Annotated in this window: 16 protein-coding genes and 1 pseudogene; 4 read left to right on the forward strand and 13 right to left on the reverse strand. The window is 65.9% G+C overall.

Annotation, left to right across the window (positions count from 1 at the left end; all coding sequences use genetic code 11):
- Window positions 1-109: 109 nt before the first annotated feature.
- The 10 genes and pseudogenes from ybgC to nrdR all read right to left on the reverse strand — a co-directional run bounded on the left by ybgC (window position 110) and on the right by nrdR (window position 8,034).
- Window positions 110-562 carry a tol-pal system-associated acyl-CoA thioesterase gene (gene ybgC, locus ACZ47F_RS06590; RefSeq protein ID WP_464926477.1) on the reverse strand — a complete coding sequence of 151 codons (453 nt, stop codon included), beginning with the start codon at window positions 560-562 and terminating at the stop codon, window positions 110-112.
- A complete protein-coding gene (locus ACZ47F_RS06595; protein WP_464926478.1) occupies window positions 559-1,740 on the reverse strand; it encodes a pyridoxal phosphate-dependent aminotransferase in 1,182 nt (393 codons plus the stop codon). The genes ybgC and ACZ47F_RS06595 overlap by 4 nt, the downstream gene beginning before the upstream one ends.
- A gap of 184 nt (window positions 1,741-1,924) precedes the next feature.
- A pseudogene (gene nusB / locus ACZ47F_RS06600) lies at window positions 1,925-2,431 on the reverse strand (transcription antitermination factor NusB); the annotation flags it as partial.
- Window positions 2,359-2,844 (reverse strand): 6,7-dimethyl-8-ribityllumazine synthase, encoded by a 486-nt coding sequence (gene ribH / locus ACZ47F_RS06605; RefSeq protein WP_464926479.1) that lies wholly within the window; start codon window positions 2,842-2,844, stop codon window positions 2,359-2,361. The gene ribH and the pseudogene nusB, both read right to left, overlap by 73 nt.
- A 60-nt stretch (window positions 2,845-2,904) precedes the next feature.
- Window positions 2,905-4,032 carry a bifunctional 3,4-dihydroxy-2-butanone-4-phosphate synthase/GTP cyclohydrolase II gene (gene ribBA / locus ACZ47F_RS06610; protein WP_464926480.1) on the reverse strand — a complete coding sequence of 376 codons (1,128 nt, stop codon included), beginning with the start codon at window positions 4,030-4,032 and terminating at the stop codon, window positions 2,905-2,907.
- Window positions 4,033-4,095: 63 nt separating this feature from the next.
- The gene (locus ACZ47F_RS06615) at window positions 4,096-4,740 is read right to left on the reverse strand and encodes a peptide ABC transporter permease (protein ID WP_464926481.1); all 645 of its coding nucleotides are present in this window, start codon (window positions 4,738-4,740) and stop codon (window positions 4,096-4,098) included.
- A 195-nt stretch (window positions 4,741-4,935) separates the two neighbouring features.
- Window positions 4,936-5,748: a class II glutamine amidotransferase gene (locus ACZ47F_RS06620; protein ID WP_464926482.1), complete on the reverse strand. Its 813-nt coding sequence runs from the start codon at window positions 5,746-5,748 to the stop codon at window positions 4,936-4,938.
- Window positions 5,741-6,373, reverse strand: coding sequence for a riboflavin synthase (locus tag ACZ47F_RS06625; RefSeq protein ID WP_464926483.1), 633 nt, complete (start codon window positions 6,371-6,373; stop codon window positions 5,741-5,743). The genes ACZ47F_RS06620 and ACZ47F_RS06625 overlap by 8 nt, the downstream gene beginning before the upstream one ends.
- A gap of 6 nt (window positions 6,374-6,379) precedes the next feature.
- A complete protein-coding gene (gene ribD, locus ACZ47F_RS06630) occupies window positions 6,380-7,543 on the reverse strand; it encodes a bifunctional diaminohydroxyphosphoribosylaminopyrimidine deaminase/5-amino-6-(5-phosphoribosylamino)uracil reductase RibD (protein WP_464926484.1) in 1,164 nt (387 codons plus the stop codon).
- The gene (nrdR, locus tag ACZ47F_RS06635) at window positions 7,540-8,034 is read right to left on the reverse strand and encodes a transcriptional regulator NrdR (protein WP_464926485.1); all 495 of its coding nucleotides are present in this window, start codon (window positions 8,032-8,034) and stop codon (window positions 7,540-7,542) included. Before nrdR ends, ribD begins: the two co-directional genes overlap by 4 nt.
- 82 nt (window positions 8,035-8,116) lie before the next feature.
- Here nrdR and purN point away from each other — a divergent pair, with 82 nt between their 5' ends.
- From purN to ACZ47F_RS06650, 3 genes are all read left to right on the forward strand, one after another.
- Window positions 8,117-8,752, forward strand: coding sequence for a phosphoribosylglycinamide formyltransferase (gene purN / locus ACZ47F_RS06640; protein ID WP_464926486.1), 636 nt, complete (start codon window positions 8,117-8,119; stop codon window positions 8,750-8,752).
- Window positions 8,749-10,017 carry an RsmB/NOP family class I SAM-dependent RNA methyltransferase gene (locus ACZ47F_RS06645; protein ID WP_464926487.1) on the forward strand — a complete coding sequence of 423 codons (1,269 nt, stop codon included), beginning with the start codon at window positions 8,749-8,751 and terminating at the stop codon, window positions 10,015-10,017. The genes purN and ACZ47F_RS06645 overlap by 4 nt, the downstream gene beginning before the upstream one ends.
- A gap of 163 nt (window positions 10,018-10,180) precedes the next feature.
- Window positions 10,181-11,386: a DesA family fatty acid desaturase gene (locus ACZ47F_RS06650; RefSeq protein WP_464926488.1), complete on the forward strand. Its 1,206-nt coding sequence runs from the start codon at window positions 10,181-10,183 to the stop codon at window positions 11,384-11,386.
- 135 nt (window positions 11,387-11,521) lie between these two features.
- Here ACZ47F_RS06650 and rpmG read toward each other — a convergent pair whose 3' ends face one another.
- The 3 genes from rpmG to trxB form a co-directional block, all read right to left on the reverse strand.
- Window positions 11,522-11,692 (reverse strand): 50S ribosomal protein L33, encoded by a 171-nt coding sequence (rpmG, locus tag ACZ47F_RS06655; RefSeq protein WP_464926489.1) that lies wholly within the window; start codon window positions 11,690-11,692, stop codon window positions 11,522-11,524.
- A 51-nt stretch (window positions 11,693-11,743) separates the two neighbouring features.
- Window positions 11,744-11,977, reverse strand: a complete 234-nt coding sequence (gene rpmB / locus ACZ47F_RS06660) for a 50S ribosomal protein L28 (RefSeq protein ID WP_464926490.1) — start codon at window positions 11,975-11,977, stop codon at window positions 11,744-11,746.
- Between the two features lie 109 nt (window positions 11,978-12,086).
- The gene (gene trxB, locus ACZ47F_RS06665) at window positions 12,087-13,040 is read right to left on the reverse strand and encodes a thioredoxin-disulfide reductase (protein ID WP_464926491.1); all 954 of its coding nucleotides are present in this window, start codon (window positions 13,038-13,040) and stop codon (window positions 12,087-12,089) included.
- Window positions 13,041-13,398: 358 nt separating this feature from the next.
- Between trxB and ACZ47F_RS06670 the strand changes: the two genes are divergently transcribed.
- Window positions 13,399-14,070, forward strand: a complete 672-nt coding sequence (locus tag ACZ47F_RS06670) for a Crp/Fnr family transcriptional regulator (protein WP_464926492.1) — start codon at window positions 13,399-13,401, stop codon at window positions 14,068-14,070.

Raw genomic sequence — 14,070 nt, forward strand, 5'->3', positions numbered from 1 at the left:
ACGCGGCAGGTGGTCGCGCGCTGGCCTGCATTACAACAAATCCCGCAACGCGCGGGAACGACTCCGGGAAGACAGGGCCGCGGCAAAAAGGTTCATCGCCCTCAACGCTTCAGGCGGCGCTCGCGCCGGCTGTCCACTCGACGATGCGCTGGCGCAAGTCGGGCGCGATCCGCGTGGGCCGCAAGCTGGCCGCCGCCACGCAGCCCACGCGCACATTGGCTTCGCACAGCAGCAGCGCGGGCACGCCCTGTGCATCGCAGCGCCAGGCCTGCTGCGCCACGGTGAGACTGGCGTTGCCGATGTCGCTGACCTGAAGCTGGATCTGCAACAAGTCGTCGAGCCGGGCAGCCGCGGCGTAGCGCATCTGCATCTCGGCTACCACGAACATCAGCCCGGCGCTTGCCGCCAGCCCGGACTGAGCCAGCCCCAGGCTGCGCAGCCATTCGGTGCGCGCGCGCTCGAAAAACTTCAGGTAGTTGGCGTAGTAGACGATGCCCCCGGCGTCGGTGTCTTCCCAGTACACCCGCACCGGCCAGCGGAAGACCTGCGCCTGCGTCCTCATGCCGCAATGCGCTCCAAATGGCCGCGCAAGCGCAGCAGGGCCTCCTGCAGATTGGCGATGCTGTTGGCATAGCTCAGGCGAAAGTAGCGCTGCGGCTCGGCCACGCCGAAATCCTTGCCGGGCACCAGCACGACGCCAGTGTCGCGCATCACCTCCAGGCAGAAGTCCCAGCTGTCGGCGCTGAAGGCCGAGCAGTCGGCATACACATAGAACGCGCCGTCCGGCTGCACGGGCACGCGCAGGCCCAGGGCTTGCAGGCCGGGGACGATCAGGTCGCGGCGGCGCTGGAACTCGACGCGGCGGCGTTCGTACTCTGCCAGGCTGTCGGGCTCGAAGCAGGCCAGCGCCGCCTGCTGTGCGACGCTGCTGGCGCAGATGTACAGATTACCGGCCAGACGCTCCAGCGGCGCTGCCAGCGCGGGCGGCACGACCAGCCAGCCCAGTCGCCAGCCGGTCATCTGGAAGTATTTGGAAAAGCTGTTGATCGTGATGATGTCGTCGCCTGCGGCCAGGGCGGTGCGGTCGTAGGCACTGTCATAGCCGAGGCCGAGATAGATTTCATCGACCAGGCAGATCCCGCCCCGTCGGCGCACCACCTCGGCAATCCGGTGCAGTTCGTCCGCCGCGATCGAGGTGCCGGTGGGGTTGGACGGCGAGGCCAGCAGCACACCTGTGGTGCGGTCGTTCCATGCCGCATCCACCTCTGCCGCGGTGAGCTGAAAGCGTTGCTGCGCCGGCGCGGGCAGCATGCGCGCGCGCGCACCCGCCGCGGCAACGAAGTTCTTGTTGCACGGATAGCTCGGATCGGGCATGAGGACTTCGTCGCCCGGGTTGAACAGCAGCAAACTGGCCAGGGTGAGCGCGCCCGAGGCCCCGGCGGTGATGAACACCCGCGCCGGATCGATCTGCACCCCGTGCGCCTGGGCATAGTGCTGCGCAATGCGCTCGCGCAGCGCGGGCAGACCTGGTGCCAGGGTGTAGCCGGTGCGCCCATCACGCAGCGCGCGGGTGGCCGCTTCGACCACTGGCGCGGGCGCGGTGAAATCGGGCTCGCCCACGCTGAGGTGGATCATGCGCCTGCCCGTTCTGTCCCATTCAGCCTGCTGCTGCGCGGCAGCAGGCACCACGTCCATGACATAGAACGGTGCGATGGTTTGATTGCGTTGGGCAAGGCGCATGGCAGGGTGGGTAGGCAGTTCAGTCCTTGCGTGGGGTGCGGGGGCTGGCGCTGACGCGCCGCGTGGCGTAAGGCGAGGCCCGGCGCGCGGCGGTTTTGCGGCGCACGGGCACGCTCGCATAGGGGCTGGGCGCGGGGCCGTTGTCGGTTGCGGATGGCGGCGTCTGCGGATGCGATTGCTGCGCCGCCTCGACCTCGACCGGGCGCAGCTGCGCCGCAATGCGGTCGAGTACGCCATTGACATATTTATAGCCGTCGGTACCGCCGTAGATCTTGCCGAGTTCTACTGCCTCGTTGATCACCACGCGGTAGGGCACTTCGAGGTGATGCCGCAGCTCAAACGCGCCCATCAGCAGCAGGGCATGCTCTACCGGGGAGAGTTCGCTGGTCTGGCGATCGATGTGCGGCTGGATCAGCGCATCGAGCGCCCCGGCTTCGGCCAGCGCGCCGTGCAGCAACGACTGGAAGTGTGCATTGTCGAGCTTGATGGTGGGGTAGCGCTCGTGCAGGAAGGCTTCGATGGCGCCGGCGTCGCTGCCGGCGATCAGCCATTCGAAAATGCCTTGAAACGCGAGTTCGCGCGACTTGCGCCGCGCACTCTTCGGGGCGGTGGAAGCGGTCATGCGTCCTCGTCCTCGTCGGCGCTGATGTCGATGAACAGATTGGCCATTTCCACCGCCACCCGGGCGCATTCGGCGCCTTTGTCGATGCGGGCCTCGGCCTGCTCGACCGTGTCGACGGTGAGCACGCCGTTGGCCACCGGGATGTTGTAGTCGAGCGCGACCTGGTTGATGCCGGCGGCGCTGGTGTTGCACACTACCTCGAAGTGATAGGTGTCGCCGCGGATCACGCAGCCGATGGCGATCAGGGCATCGAATGCCTCGCTCTCGGCCAGCGCCTGCAGCATCAGCGGCAGCTCCAGCGCGCCGGGCACGGTGTACAGGCCGATGTCGTCCTCGCCCACACCCAGGCGCTGGAGTTCGTCGAGGCAGGACTGGGTGATGCGGTCGGTGATGGCGGTGTTGAAGCGTGCCTGCACCACGGCGATGCGTAGATCGTGGCCGTCGAGTTGTTCGGAGAGGATGCGGTTCTGGACGTTTTGCATGGCGGGGCGGGCGGAAGGGGCGGGGCGCCGGGTTGCGGCGCGGTGGTCTGGGCCGACAGCTTACGCGCCGGGCAAAGGGTGGGACGACTGCGCGGCTTCGAAGCCGAGGATTTCCAGCCCATAGCCTGCCATGCTGGGCATCTTGCGCGGCTGGCCAAGCAGCCGCATCTGTCGCACGCCCAGATCGCGCAGGATTTGCGCACCGATGCCGTAGTCGCGCAGCGCGGTGGTGCTTGCCTTGGGCGGCGTGGGCGCGGGTTGCAGCAAACGCTGGAACTGCGCGGCGAGCTGCTCGGCGGATTCGCCGCAGTTGAGCAGCACTGCCACACCGGCGCCTTCGCGCTGGATGCGGCTCAGCGCCTGCGGCAGGTTCCACGAATGCCGAGTGCTGGTGCTGTCGAGCAGGTCGAGCACCGACAGCGGCTCGTGCACCCGCACCAGCGGCGCGCTCTGCGCAGCTAGGTCGCCATGGACCAGCGCCAGGTGCAGGCCGTGTCCAGCTCGGTCGGTGTAGGCCACGCAGCGCATGGCGCCGAACGGCGTCTGCATGGCATGCGCACCGATGCGCTGCACCAGCGTCTCGGTGCGGCTGCGGTATTCGATCAGGTCGGCGATGGCGCCGATCTTCAGACCGTGCTCGGCGGCGAAGCGCTCCAGATCGGGCAGACGGGCCATGCTGCCGTCGGGGTTCATCACTTCGCAGATCACGGCCGCGGGCTCGAGTCCGGCCAGCGCGGCCAGGTCGCAGCCGGCTTCGGTATGTCCGGCGCGCATCAGCACGCCGCCCTCAGCAGCCATCAGCGGAAACACATGACCAGGCTGCACGATATCGCTGGGCTTGGCATGGCGCGCCACCGCGGCCTGCACCGTGCGGGCGCGGTCGGCAGCGGAAATGCCGGTGGTCACGCCCTCGGCCGCCTCGATCGACGCGGTGAATGCGGTGCCATGTGATGAGGCGTTGTGCTCGACCATGGCCTTGAGACCGAGTTGCTGGCAGCGCTGGCGGGTGAGGGTCAGGCAGATCAGGCCGCGCGCGTGCGTGGCCATGAAGTTGATCGCCTGCGGCGTGATGTGCTCGGCGGCGATGACCAGATCGCCCTCGTTCTCGCGGTCTTCCTCATCCACCAGGATGACCATGCGCCCGGCCTTGAGCTCGGCAATGATGTCGGGGATCGCTGACAGGGGCATGATGGGCAGGCGCTCGGGAAAACCCCGAATTCTACGGGCCCACTGCGGCGTGCGTTTTCCTTGTCAGAAATCGTAGCGGCCGAAGAAGAATGCGACGTTACCGTTGTTCAGCTTGTTGTTGACCTTGGGAATGAAGGTGCCGTAGAGCGAGAACCTGCCGAAGCGGATCGAGGCGATCGGCAGGGCGATGGGGAAGGGGATGTTGTGGAAAATGTCGGCCCGCGAGGTGACCGCCAGGGTGTAGCCCAGGCCGAGCCCGACCGGAGCATCGTTGAAATACATCCACTGGTGGGCGTAGCCGACCACCGGCTCGGCGTTCCAGTGCGAATCGGAAAAGATCATGGCGTAGACCATGTTCTCGTTGCCGGCGGCATCGGTGAGGTGGCGCCCCCAGCCGATGCCCCAAGCGCGGCTGTTGAGCGTGGCGCGCTTTTCGGCAGTGTAGGTGCCGGGGTCGTGCCAGGTGTAACCGCTGAAATACAGATCGTCCTTGCCGTGCCTGGTGGTGTCGACCGCGGTAGTCCAGGTGTCCTTGGCCCAGTCGGCCAGGCTGCCCAGGCCGAGTGCCCAGCTCGCACGGGGGGCGCCTGCCAGCGCGGCCAGGATCAGCAGGTGGATGAGGCGAGCGCGGGCGGTTGGTTCAAGGTAACACTGAATGAGTCCCTGTGATGCGGCGCGCCGGGCTGCAAAATGGGATGCAAGGCGCACACCGAGACAATAGCTGCCGCTATCGCGAGCGAGAGCGACACAGCAGACCGCCCGCAGGACGGATGCGCAGCGCGCAAGGGACTTGTTCAGTGTTGCCTTAAGCATGAACCGGGGCGGAAGCGTTTTGCTGCGCGGCAACTGTAGCAGTGCGGGCTGCCGGTGTTGTTGCGGATTGCAACCTGCGTGCCTGGGAGATCAGCCCTGCACCCGAGCCAGCAGGCGGCCATGCTGCAGCACCAGCAGGGTGTTCTCGGGCAGAGGTTCCCAGACCTCGGGGGTCAGCGGCACGCTGGCCAGCAGCACGGCGGGTGCGGGCTTGTCGTCCTGCCCGTGGATGTGCAGCCCGCTGGCGTGAACCTGGTGTTCGCTGGCCGCTTCGCGGCTGAGCATGTGCAGGCCCGCGACCCAGGTGTTGCCAGGGTGGGAAAGGCGTCGGTGGGCATGGGCGAACAACAGATCGCCGTCGGTGTAGAGAAAGTTTGCTGGGCCGAGGGTGCGCAGCCGGGCGGCAAAACCGGCGACCAGGTCGATGCGACGCTTGAGATCGCCGCCGCCGCCAGCGGCGTCCAACGCGATCAGCTCGTCCATCAGCACGTAAAAGGCATGCTCGGAATCGGTCTGGCCCATCGGCCGGTGTGGGGTGTGCGGCAGCGGCAGCGCGTGGTTGATGTCGGGCAGATCGCCGTTGTGCGCGAACACATGGCGGCGCCCGAACAGCTCGCGCGCAAACGGCTGGGTGTTGACCAGCGCCACCGCCCCGCGCGAGGCGCGGCGGATGTGCGCGATCACCAGGCGGCTGTGGAAGTCGTGCTTTTCCAGCACCGAGACGAAAGCGCTGGAAAGCGCCGGTTGGGCCTCGCGCAGCACATGCGCGTCCACCCCTTCGAAGTAGGCCGCGCCCCAACCGTCCGGGTTGGCCGCATGCGGGCCGCCGTGCTGGGCGAATTCGCGGAAGGCAAACCGCACCCGCGCAGGCACCCGGCTGGAATAGGCAAACAGTTCACACATGGGGCTGACTCCGGTTGAAGTTCAGCATGCGCTCCACATAACGGGCGATCAGATCGACTTCCAGATTCACCGCCGCGCCCGCCTGCAAGCGGTGCAGATTGGTGTGCTGCAGGGTGTGGGGGATGAGGTTGATGCGCACGCGGCAATGCTGCGGCAGGTCATCGACACGATTGACCGTCAGGCTCACGCCGTTGACCGTGATCGACCCCTTGTAAGCGAAGAATTTGCCGAGCTCGGCGGGTGCATCCACCTCCAGCAGCCAGGACTCGCCCACCGGCTCGAACCGGGCCACCTGGCCGATGCCGTCCACATGCCCGGTCACCAGATGGCCGCCGAGCTTGGTGGCCAGCGACAACGACTGCTCCAGATTGACCAGACCGCCCACCGCGTCCAGGCCGGTGGTGCGCGCCAGACTCTCGGCCGAGATGTCGAAGCCAAATCCGTCCGGCTGCAGTTCTACGATGGTCATGCAGGCGCCGCTGATGGCGATACTGTCGCCCAGCTGCACGCCCAGCAGCCATTGGGGGTCCACCTGCACGCCTACACGCTTGCCGTGCCGGCTGTCGCCGCCCAGCGGTGCGGTGCTCTTGATGGTGCCGACTGCGGTGATGAGTCCGGTGAACATGGCGATTCAGAAGGGGAGGGAGGAGGGAAGGTGCGCGAGGATGCGCAGATCGTCGCCGATGCGGTCGACCGCGTGCCAGCGCAGCCGCACGCCGTCGGCGAGGCGCTCGAAGGGCCCGAGCGCGGCCAGCCCCGTGCCCTGACCAAGCAGCGTCGGCGCCAGATAAAGCAGTAGTTCGTCGACCACACCGGCGCGCAGTAGTGAGCCGTTGAGCTTCTCGCCGGCTTCGCAGTGCAATTCGTTGATGCCACGCTGGCCGAGTGCGGTCATCAGCGCGCGCAGATCGGTCTTGCCGGGCTTGTCCGCGTCGGCGGGCAGGGCGATGTCCTGCAGATCGAGGCCCGGCGCCCCGGCAGCGCGCAGCGCAGACAGCCTCGGCGCAGCCGCCTCGGCGGGCAGAGCATGGACGATCCACAGCGGCGAGGCTGCGCTGTGCAGCAGGCGCGCGGTGGCCGGCAGTTCCAGCCGGCTGTCGATGACGATGCGCACCGGCTGGCGCGGCGTGTCCAGCGCGCGCACACTCAGCTGCGGATCGTCCGCCCGCACCGTGCCCAGCCCGGTGAGCACGGCGCAGGCGCGCGCGCGCCAGTGGTGGCCATCCGCGCGGGCGGCTTCGCCGGTAATCCACTGGCTTGTCCCGTTCGGCAGCGCGGTGATGCCGTCGAGCGACGCCGCCACCTTCAGCCGCACCCATGGCCGGCCGCGCACCATGCGGGAGATGAAGCCGATGTTGATCTCGCGCGCCTCGTCTGCCAGCAGTCCGACCTGCACCTGCACCCCGGCCTGCTGCAGCCGCTCCAGTCCCTTGCCGGCCACCAGCGGGTTGGGATCGGCCAGCGCCGCAACCACGCGCCGCAGGCCCTGCGCAGCCAGCAGGTCGGCGCAGGGCGGGGTGCGGCCGTGGTGGGCGCAGGGTTCGAGAGTTACATACGCGGTGGCGCCGCGTAGCACATGGCCGCGATCCCGGGCCTGTTTTACCGCCTGCACCTCGGCATGGTCTTGCCCGGCAGCCTGGGTGGCGCCTTCGCCCAGTACCATCCCGTCGCGCACCAGCACGCAGCCCACGCGCGGATTCGGACTGGTGCGGTACATCGCACTGCGCGCCAGATCAAGCGCCCGACGCATGTGCCGCCGGTCGTCGTCGGTGAATGCGGTGTCTGCCGGGATCATTCAGACGCCTTGCCGCGCCGGGGTTTGGTGCCCGGCAGCGGGGTGGGCTGCATTTCTTGCAGCACGTCGATGAACTGGCTCAGGTCCTTGAAGCTGCGATAGACCGAGGCGAAGCGCACATAGGCGATGCTGTCCAGCCCGCGCAATTCCTCCATCACCCAGGTGCCGATCTGGGTGGATGGCAGCTCACGCGCGCCGCTTTGCAGCAGTAATTGCTCGACCCGGCCGATCGCCGTGTCCACCGCCTCGGCGCTGACCGGCCGCTTGCGCAGCGCCAGCAGGAAGGAGGCGCGCAGCTTGTTGCGGTCGTAGTCGGTGCGGCGGCCGTCTTTTTTCACCACCACCGGAAAGCTAACCTCGGCGCGCTCGTAGGTGGTGAAGCGTTTGTCGCACAGCCCGCAGCGCCGCCGCCGCCGCAGCGCGGTGCCGTCCTCGACTTCGCGGGTCTCGATCACCTGCGTGTCGGGGCTTTGGCAAAAAGGGCATTTCATCGCAGCGCTCGCAAAGGCAAAGCTCCATTATTCATGCATTGCGGTGCCGCCGCGTGCCGTGCGGCGGCTACACTGCGCGCCGATGAAACATCTGGTTCTGCTTATTTCCGGGCGCGGCAGCAATCTGCAGGCCATTCTCGAGGCTGCGCAGGCGCAAGGCTGGATGGACAGTGTGCGCGGGGTGATCAGCAACCGCGCCGATGCCGCCGGTCTGCAGGTGGCGCGACGCTTCGGCGTGCTCACGCAGGTCGTGCCGCATGCGGACTTCGCCAGCCGCGAGGCGTTCGATCAGGCACTGGGTGACGCGATTGCCGCGATGCAGGCCGATCTGATCGCCCTTTGCGGCTTCATGCGGGTGCTTGGCGAAGCGTTCGTCGCGCGGTTTGCCGGGCGTGTGGTCAACATCCATCCGTCGCTGCTGCCAGCGTTCACCGGGCTGCACACCCATGCCCGCGCGCTGCACGAGGGCGTCAAGTGGCACGGTGCCACGGTGCATCTGGTCAGCAGCGCGCTCGATCATGGCCCGATCCTGGCGCAGGCAGTGGTGCCTGTGCGCGACGATGACACCCCGCAGACCCTGGCCGAGCGGGTGCTCGAGCAGGAACACCGCATCTATCCCCCGGTGATCCGCGCGCTGCTCGAAGACAGGGTGCGCATCGACGGCTTGCGCACCCGCATCCTGCCCGGCGCCGACTGGCCGGCCGAGGCGACGCGATGAAGCCGCGCGATCTGCTCTACACCGCACGCGACCTGCTGCGCGAACTGCTGCGTTTCGACGCAGCAGCCGACGCCGTGCTGACACGGCAGATGCGCGCCCGGCCCCAGCTTGGCAAGGGCGACCGGCAGATGCTGGCCGACACGGTCTACCAGGTACTGCGGCACCTGCGTTTGTTCCAGACCCTAGCCGACAGCGACCAGAGCATCGGCGGCGCTGCGGAACTGCGGCTGGCGATTCTCGGCTGGGCCGGCGATGCGGCATCGCTGCATGCGGCGCTCACACCGCCGCAGTTGCAATGGCGCAAGCAGATGCTCGCGCAGGACGCCATGGCCCTGCCGGAGGCGGTCCGCTGGAGTCTGCCCGACTGGCTGGCCGATGCGTTGCGCAATGCCTACGGCGACGAGTTTCCGGCACTGGCCCAGGCGCTGCTGCGCCCGGCCCCGCTTGATCTGCGGGTGAATGTGCACAAGGCGCGGCGCGAGGCCGTGCTCGACGCCTTCGCCCGGCTGGGCATTGCGGCGCAGGCAACCAAATACTCTCAGTGGGGCGTGCGTCTCGAGGGCAAGCCCGCACTGCAGGATCTCACCCTGTTTCGCGATGGCTGGGTGGAAGTGCAGGACGAGGGCAGCCAGCTGCTGGCGCTGCTGCTGGCGCCGCGCCGCGGCGAGATGGTGGTTGACTTTTGCGCCGGCGCCGGCGGCAAGACGCTGGCGCTCGGTGCCATGATGCGGAGCACCGGCAGGCTCTATGCCTTCGACGTGGCCGATTACCGCCTGGCCAAGCTCAAGCCCCGTTTGCAGCGCAGCGGGTTGAGCAATGTCTACCCGGTGACCATCGCCCACGAGCGCGACGAGCGGGTCAAGCGCCTGGCGGGCAAGGTCGACCGCGTGCTGGTCGATGCACCGTGTTCCGGCCTGGGCACACTGCGCCGCAACCCTGACATGAAATGGCGACAGGCTCCGGAGGGAATCGCCGAACTGACGGCAAAGCAGGCCAGCATCCTGCAGTCCGCAGCCACGCTGCTCAAGCCGGGCGGACGCCTGGTCTACGCCACCTGCAGCCTTCTGCCCGAGGAGAACGCGGCAGTGGTCGACGCCTTTCTGGCGGGGCATCCGGAGTTCGAACGGATTGCGGCGGATGCGGTGCTTACCCAGCAGGGCGTCGATGCGGCCGAATTGACCTCGGCCGGCGACCTGCATCTGTTGCCCAACCGTCACGCCACCGACGGCTTTTATGCCGCCGTGCTGCAGCGCCACAGCGTCTGAGGCGCGCCTCGGTTGCAAGTCGTAGCGTAAAGCGCCCGTGTCGACAACTTCTCAAGGTCATGGCGAGCGCCCGGCACATTTGCGGTCGCATTGACACGATAATGGAACATCGCAGTGACGCGCGTTGCCGATCGGGCTGTTTCATTTTGGAAGTTTTTCATTCATGTTTGATGCGTTTTTGACTTGGGCCGGACACGGCCTCGTTTGGGCCTCCTGGTGGCAGATCGTGCTGTTTGCGCTGATCACCACGCATATCACCATCGCCTCGGTGACCATTTTTTTGCATCGTGCCCAGGCGCATCGCGCACTGGAACTGCATCCGATCGCGTCGCATTTTTTCCGCTTCTGGCTGTGGTTGACCACCGGCATGGTGACCAAAGAATGGGTGGCCATCCACCGCAAGCACCACGCCAAATGCGAAACCGCCGAAGACCCGCACAGCCCGGTCACGCGCGGCATCGACACCGTTCTGCTGCGCGGTGCCGAGCTGTACCGCGCCGAATCGCGCAACGCACAGACCATCAGCAAATTCGGCCAGGGCACGCCCGACGACTGGCTCGAGCGTCACGTCTATTCGCGTTTTACCTGGCAGGGCGTGGGTGCGCTGCTGATCCTGGATGTGCTGCTGTTCGGCGCGATCGGTGCCACGGTCTGGGCGGTGCAGATGCTGTGGATTCCGGTGTGGGCTGCGGGGGTGGTCAACGGATTGGGGCATTGGTGGGGATATCGCAATTTTGCTGCGCGTGACAGCAGCCACAACATCTCGCCCTGGGGCTTGTTGATCGGCGGTGAGGAACTGCACAACAACCACCATACCTACCCCACCTCGGCCAAGCTGTCGGTCAAGTGGTGGGAGTTTGATATCGGCTGGGCGTATATCCGCGCCTTGAGCTGGGTCGGTCTGGCTAAGCCGCGCAAGCTGCCGCCGCAGTTCCAGTTGGGTGAACTGCGAGCAGAAGTCGATGAGCTCACGCTGCAGGCGGTGATCGCCAACCGCTACGAGCTGATGGCCCGCTACGCCAAGGGCCTCAAGGCCACGCTCAAGGCCGAACTAACCAGTGCTGCCGAGCAGGGCGGCTCGGCCAACTTGAATGTCTTGCGCGCGGCGCAGCGCTGGATCGGCATCGAGCGCGACATTCTGAGCGAGCGCTCTCGCGCTCTGGTTGACGCCGCAGCCAGCGCCAGCCCTAACCTGGGCAAGCTCCTGCACATGCGCGAGGAGCTCAAAGCGGTCTGGGAGCAGACCAATCTGAACGCCGAACAACTGCGCCAGAAATTGCAGGACTGGTGCCGCTCGGCGGAGGAAAGCGGCGTTGCCGCGCTGCGTGACATCTCGCTACGCCTGCGGCGCTATACCCCTGCGCATTGACCGCGGCAGCCACCCGACTTGCCCGGGCTTGCGGCGACTTTGGCGTTCAAAGAGCGAGAGACCCATCAACAAAAAATCCGCTGGACTGCCGTTTGCGACAATCCAGCGGATCGCAAGCCAGCCGGAAGAAGCGGCTTACTTGATCTTGCCTTCCTTGTAGGTCACGTGCTTGCGAGCCACCGGATCGAATTTCATGATTTCGATTTTTTCCGGAGTGGTGCGCTTGTTCTTGGTCGTGGTGTAGAAGTGGCCGGTGCCTGCAGAGGATTCCAGCTTGATTTTTTCGCGTCCGCCTTTGGTTGCCATTTCGGGCTCCGTGCAGTGAGGAGGTCAGTCGGGAGGGTCGGCAGGCGACGCTCAGATTTCGCCGCGCGCGCGCAGCTCGGCGAGGACGACGTCGATGCCTTTCTTGTCGATGGTGCGCAGACCCGAGCTCGTCACGCGCAAACGCACGAAGCGGTTTTCGCTTTCCACCCAGAAGCGGCGGTATTGCAGATTGGGTAGAAACCGGCGCTTGGTCTTGTTGTTCGCGTGGGACACGTTGTTGCCGACCATCGGCCGCTTACCCGTCACTTGGCATACTCGTGCCATGGCACACCTCGAAATTGTGTTGGACAAAATCTAAAGATTATATCCGCAGTTCATGGTCTGTCCACGCTCGGCTGCAACTGGGCGTGCGCGCCTGCGGGATGTCTGCCAATCAGGGGGCTGCGTTTTCCAGATAGCGCTGCGCGTCCAGCGCAGCCATGCAGCCAGTGCCGGCGCTGGTGATGGCCTGCCGGTAGACATGATCCTGCACATCGCCAGCAGCAAAAACACCGGGCACGCTGGTGGCTGTGGCCATGCCTTCGCTGCCGCCTCGGGTGAGGATGTAGCCGTCCTTCATGTCCAGCTGGCCTTTGAAAATGTCGGTGTTGGGCTGGTGGCCGATGGCGATGAAGCACCCCTTGAGCGCGATGTCCTCGGTCGCACCGGTCTGGTTGTTGCGGATGCGCACACCGGTAACGCCGGAGTCGTCGCCCAGCACTTCCTGCAGTTCGCTCCACAGCTTGAGCTCGACCTTGCCTTCCTTGGCACGCGCCAAGAGCTTGTCGACCAGGATGGGCTCCGCGCGAAACTTGTCGCGGCGGTGGATGACCGTGACCTTGCTGGCGATATTGGCCAGGTACAGCGCTTCCTCGACCGCCGTGTTGCCGCCGCCGACCACGCACACCGGCTGGTCTCGGTAGAAAAAGCCGTCGCAGGTGGCGCAGCCGGATACACCCTTGCCCATGAACGCTTGCTCGCTGGGCAGGCCCAAATACTTGGCCGACGCGCCGGTGGCGATGATCAGGCTGTCGCAGGTGTAGGTGCCGCTGTCGCCTTCGAGGCGGATGGGTTTTTCGTTCAGGTGCGCGGTGTGGATGTGATCGAACACGATCTCGGTGTTGAAGCGCTCAGCATGCGCCTGAAAGCGCGCCATCAGGTCGGGGCCCTGCACGCCGTCGACATCGGCGGGCCAGTTGTCCACCTCGGTCGTTGTCATCAGCTGTCCGCCCTGCGCCAGGCCGGTGATGAGCACGGGTTTGAGGTTGGCACGGGCGGCGTAGATCGCTGCGCTGTACCCGGCAGGACCCGACCCGAGAATGAGGACTTTGGCATGTTTGACTGACATAATGTGTGAGAAACTGGAGGTTTGGGAGAGGAGGCGTTGCACTCGGGAGCGGGCGCGAGGGCACCAAAAAATCGCAACGAATTGAATAAGATTTTAGAAGGGCGGCAAAAAGGTCGTGCGACCCGTTGCCCAAGGCAACACTGAAGGAGTCCCTGTGATACTGCGCTCTGGACTGCAGGATGGGATGCAAGGCGCGCGCCGCAGCCATAGGCACAGCCATGGCGAGAGAGGGATGCGCCGCAGACTGCCCGCAAACCGGATGCGCAGCGCGCAAGGGACTTATTCAGTGTTGCCCCAAGCCTTTGACCGACGCCACCGCCGCACACAGCGGGCAAATCCACGGCAACTGGAGATTCTGATGTCGCAAATCACCGATATTGACCTCGTTCGGCGCGTGCCGCTGTTTGCCGTGCTCACCGAATCGCAGGCGTGGTCGATTTCGCAGTCCATCGTCAAGCGGCGCTACAAGCGCGGAGAGAACATCGTCGAGCAGGGCAACAGGTCCAATGCGCTGTTCATCCTGCTGTCGGGTCGTGCCCGCGTGATCAGCGTGGACGCCAAGGGGCGCGAGGTCATCATCGCCATGCTTCACCCGGGCGATTACATCGGCGAGATGAGTCTGATCGATGGCGAGCCGCACTCCGCCACGGTGCAGGCAGAGGTACAGACCGACGTGATGATGCTGGGCCGCGTGGCCTTCCTGCAATGCCTGCCGGAAAACACCAGCATGTCGTTTGCCATCATGCGCGGTCTGGCGCTACGGCTGCGCCGGGCCGACCGCAAGATCGAATCCCTGGCGCTCATGGATGTCTATGGCCGTGTGGCGCGCGCGTTGATGGAACTGACCGACGAGATGCAGAACGAGCACGTGATCCGCAACAGGCTGTCGCGTCAGGATCTGGCCAAGATGGTGGGTGCCTCGCGCGAGATGGTCAGCCGGGTGATGAAAGACTTTGAACAGCAAGGCTTTGTGGTCGAACGCGAGGATGGCAGCATGCTGATCCGCGAACACCTAGCCTCATTGCTCTGA

It is taken from the genome of Thiomonas islandica, assembly GCF_055383445.1.

Excerpts from the sequence above, each read along its gene's own strand:
- ribBA (WP_464926480.1), bottom strand. The coding sequence starts at position 4,032 with ATGCCCCTGTCAGCGATCCCCGACATCATTGCCGAGCTCAAGGCCGGG.
- ACZ47F_RS06645 (WP_464926487.1), top strand. The coding sequence starts at position 8,749 with ATGAAGCCGCGCGATCTGCTCTACACCGCACGCGACCTGCTGCGCGAA.
- ribD (WP_464926484.1), bottom strand. The coding sequence starts at position 7,543 with ATGATCCCGGCAGACACCGCATTCACCGACGACGACCGGCGGCACATG.
- nrdR (WP_464926485.1), bottom strand. The coding sequence starts at position 8,034 with ATGAAATGCCCTTTTTGCCAAAGCCCCGACACGCAGGTGATCGAGACC.
- rpmG (WP_464926489.1), bottom strand. The coding sequence starts at position 11,692 with ATGGCAACCAAAGGCGGACGCGAAAAAATCAAGCTGGAATCCTCTGCA.
- ACZ47F_RS06625 (WP_464926483.1), bottom strand. The coding sequence starts at position 6,373 with ATGTTCACCGGACTCATCACCGCAGTCGGCACCATCAAGAGCACCGCA.
- ACZ47F_RS06620 (WP_464926482.1), bottom strand. The coding sequence starts at position 5,748 with ATGTGTGAACTGTTTGCCTATTCCAGCCGGGTGCCTGCGCGGGTGCGG.
- trxB (WP_464926491.1), bottom strand. The coding sequence starts at position 13,040 with ATGTCAGTCAAACATGCCAAAGTCCTCATTCTCGGGTCGGGTCCTGCC.
- ACZ47F_RS06595 (WP_464926478.1), bottom strand. The coding sequence starts at position 1,740 with ATGCGCCTTGCCCAACGCAATCAAACCATCGCACCGTTCTATGTCATG.
- ACZ47F_RS06670 (WP_464926492.1), top strand. The coding sequence starts at position 13,399 with ATGTCGCAAATCACCGATATTGACCTCGTTCGGCGCGTGCCGCTGTTT.
- ybgC (WP_464926477.1), bottom strand. The coding sequence starts at position 562 with ATGAGGACGCAGGCGCAGGTCTTCCGCTGGCCGGTGCGGGTGTACTGG.
- ribH (WP_464926479.1), bottom strand. The coding sequence starts at position 2,844 with ATGCAAAACGTCCAGAACCGCATCCTCTCCGAACAACTCGACGGCCAC.
- rpmB (WP_464926490.1), bottom strand. The coding sequence starts at position 11,977 with ATGGCACGAGTATGCCAAGTGACGGGTAAGCGGCCGATGGTCGGCAAC.
- ACZ47F_RS06650 (WP_464926488.1), top strand. The coding sequence starts at position 10,181 with ATGTTTGATGCGTTTTTGACTTGGGCCGGACACGGCCTCGTTTGGGCC.
- purN (WP_464926486.1), top strand. The coding sequence starts at position 8,117 with ATGAAACATCTGGTTCTGCTTATTTCCGGGCGCGGCAGCAATCTGCAG.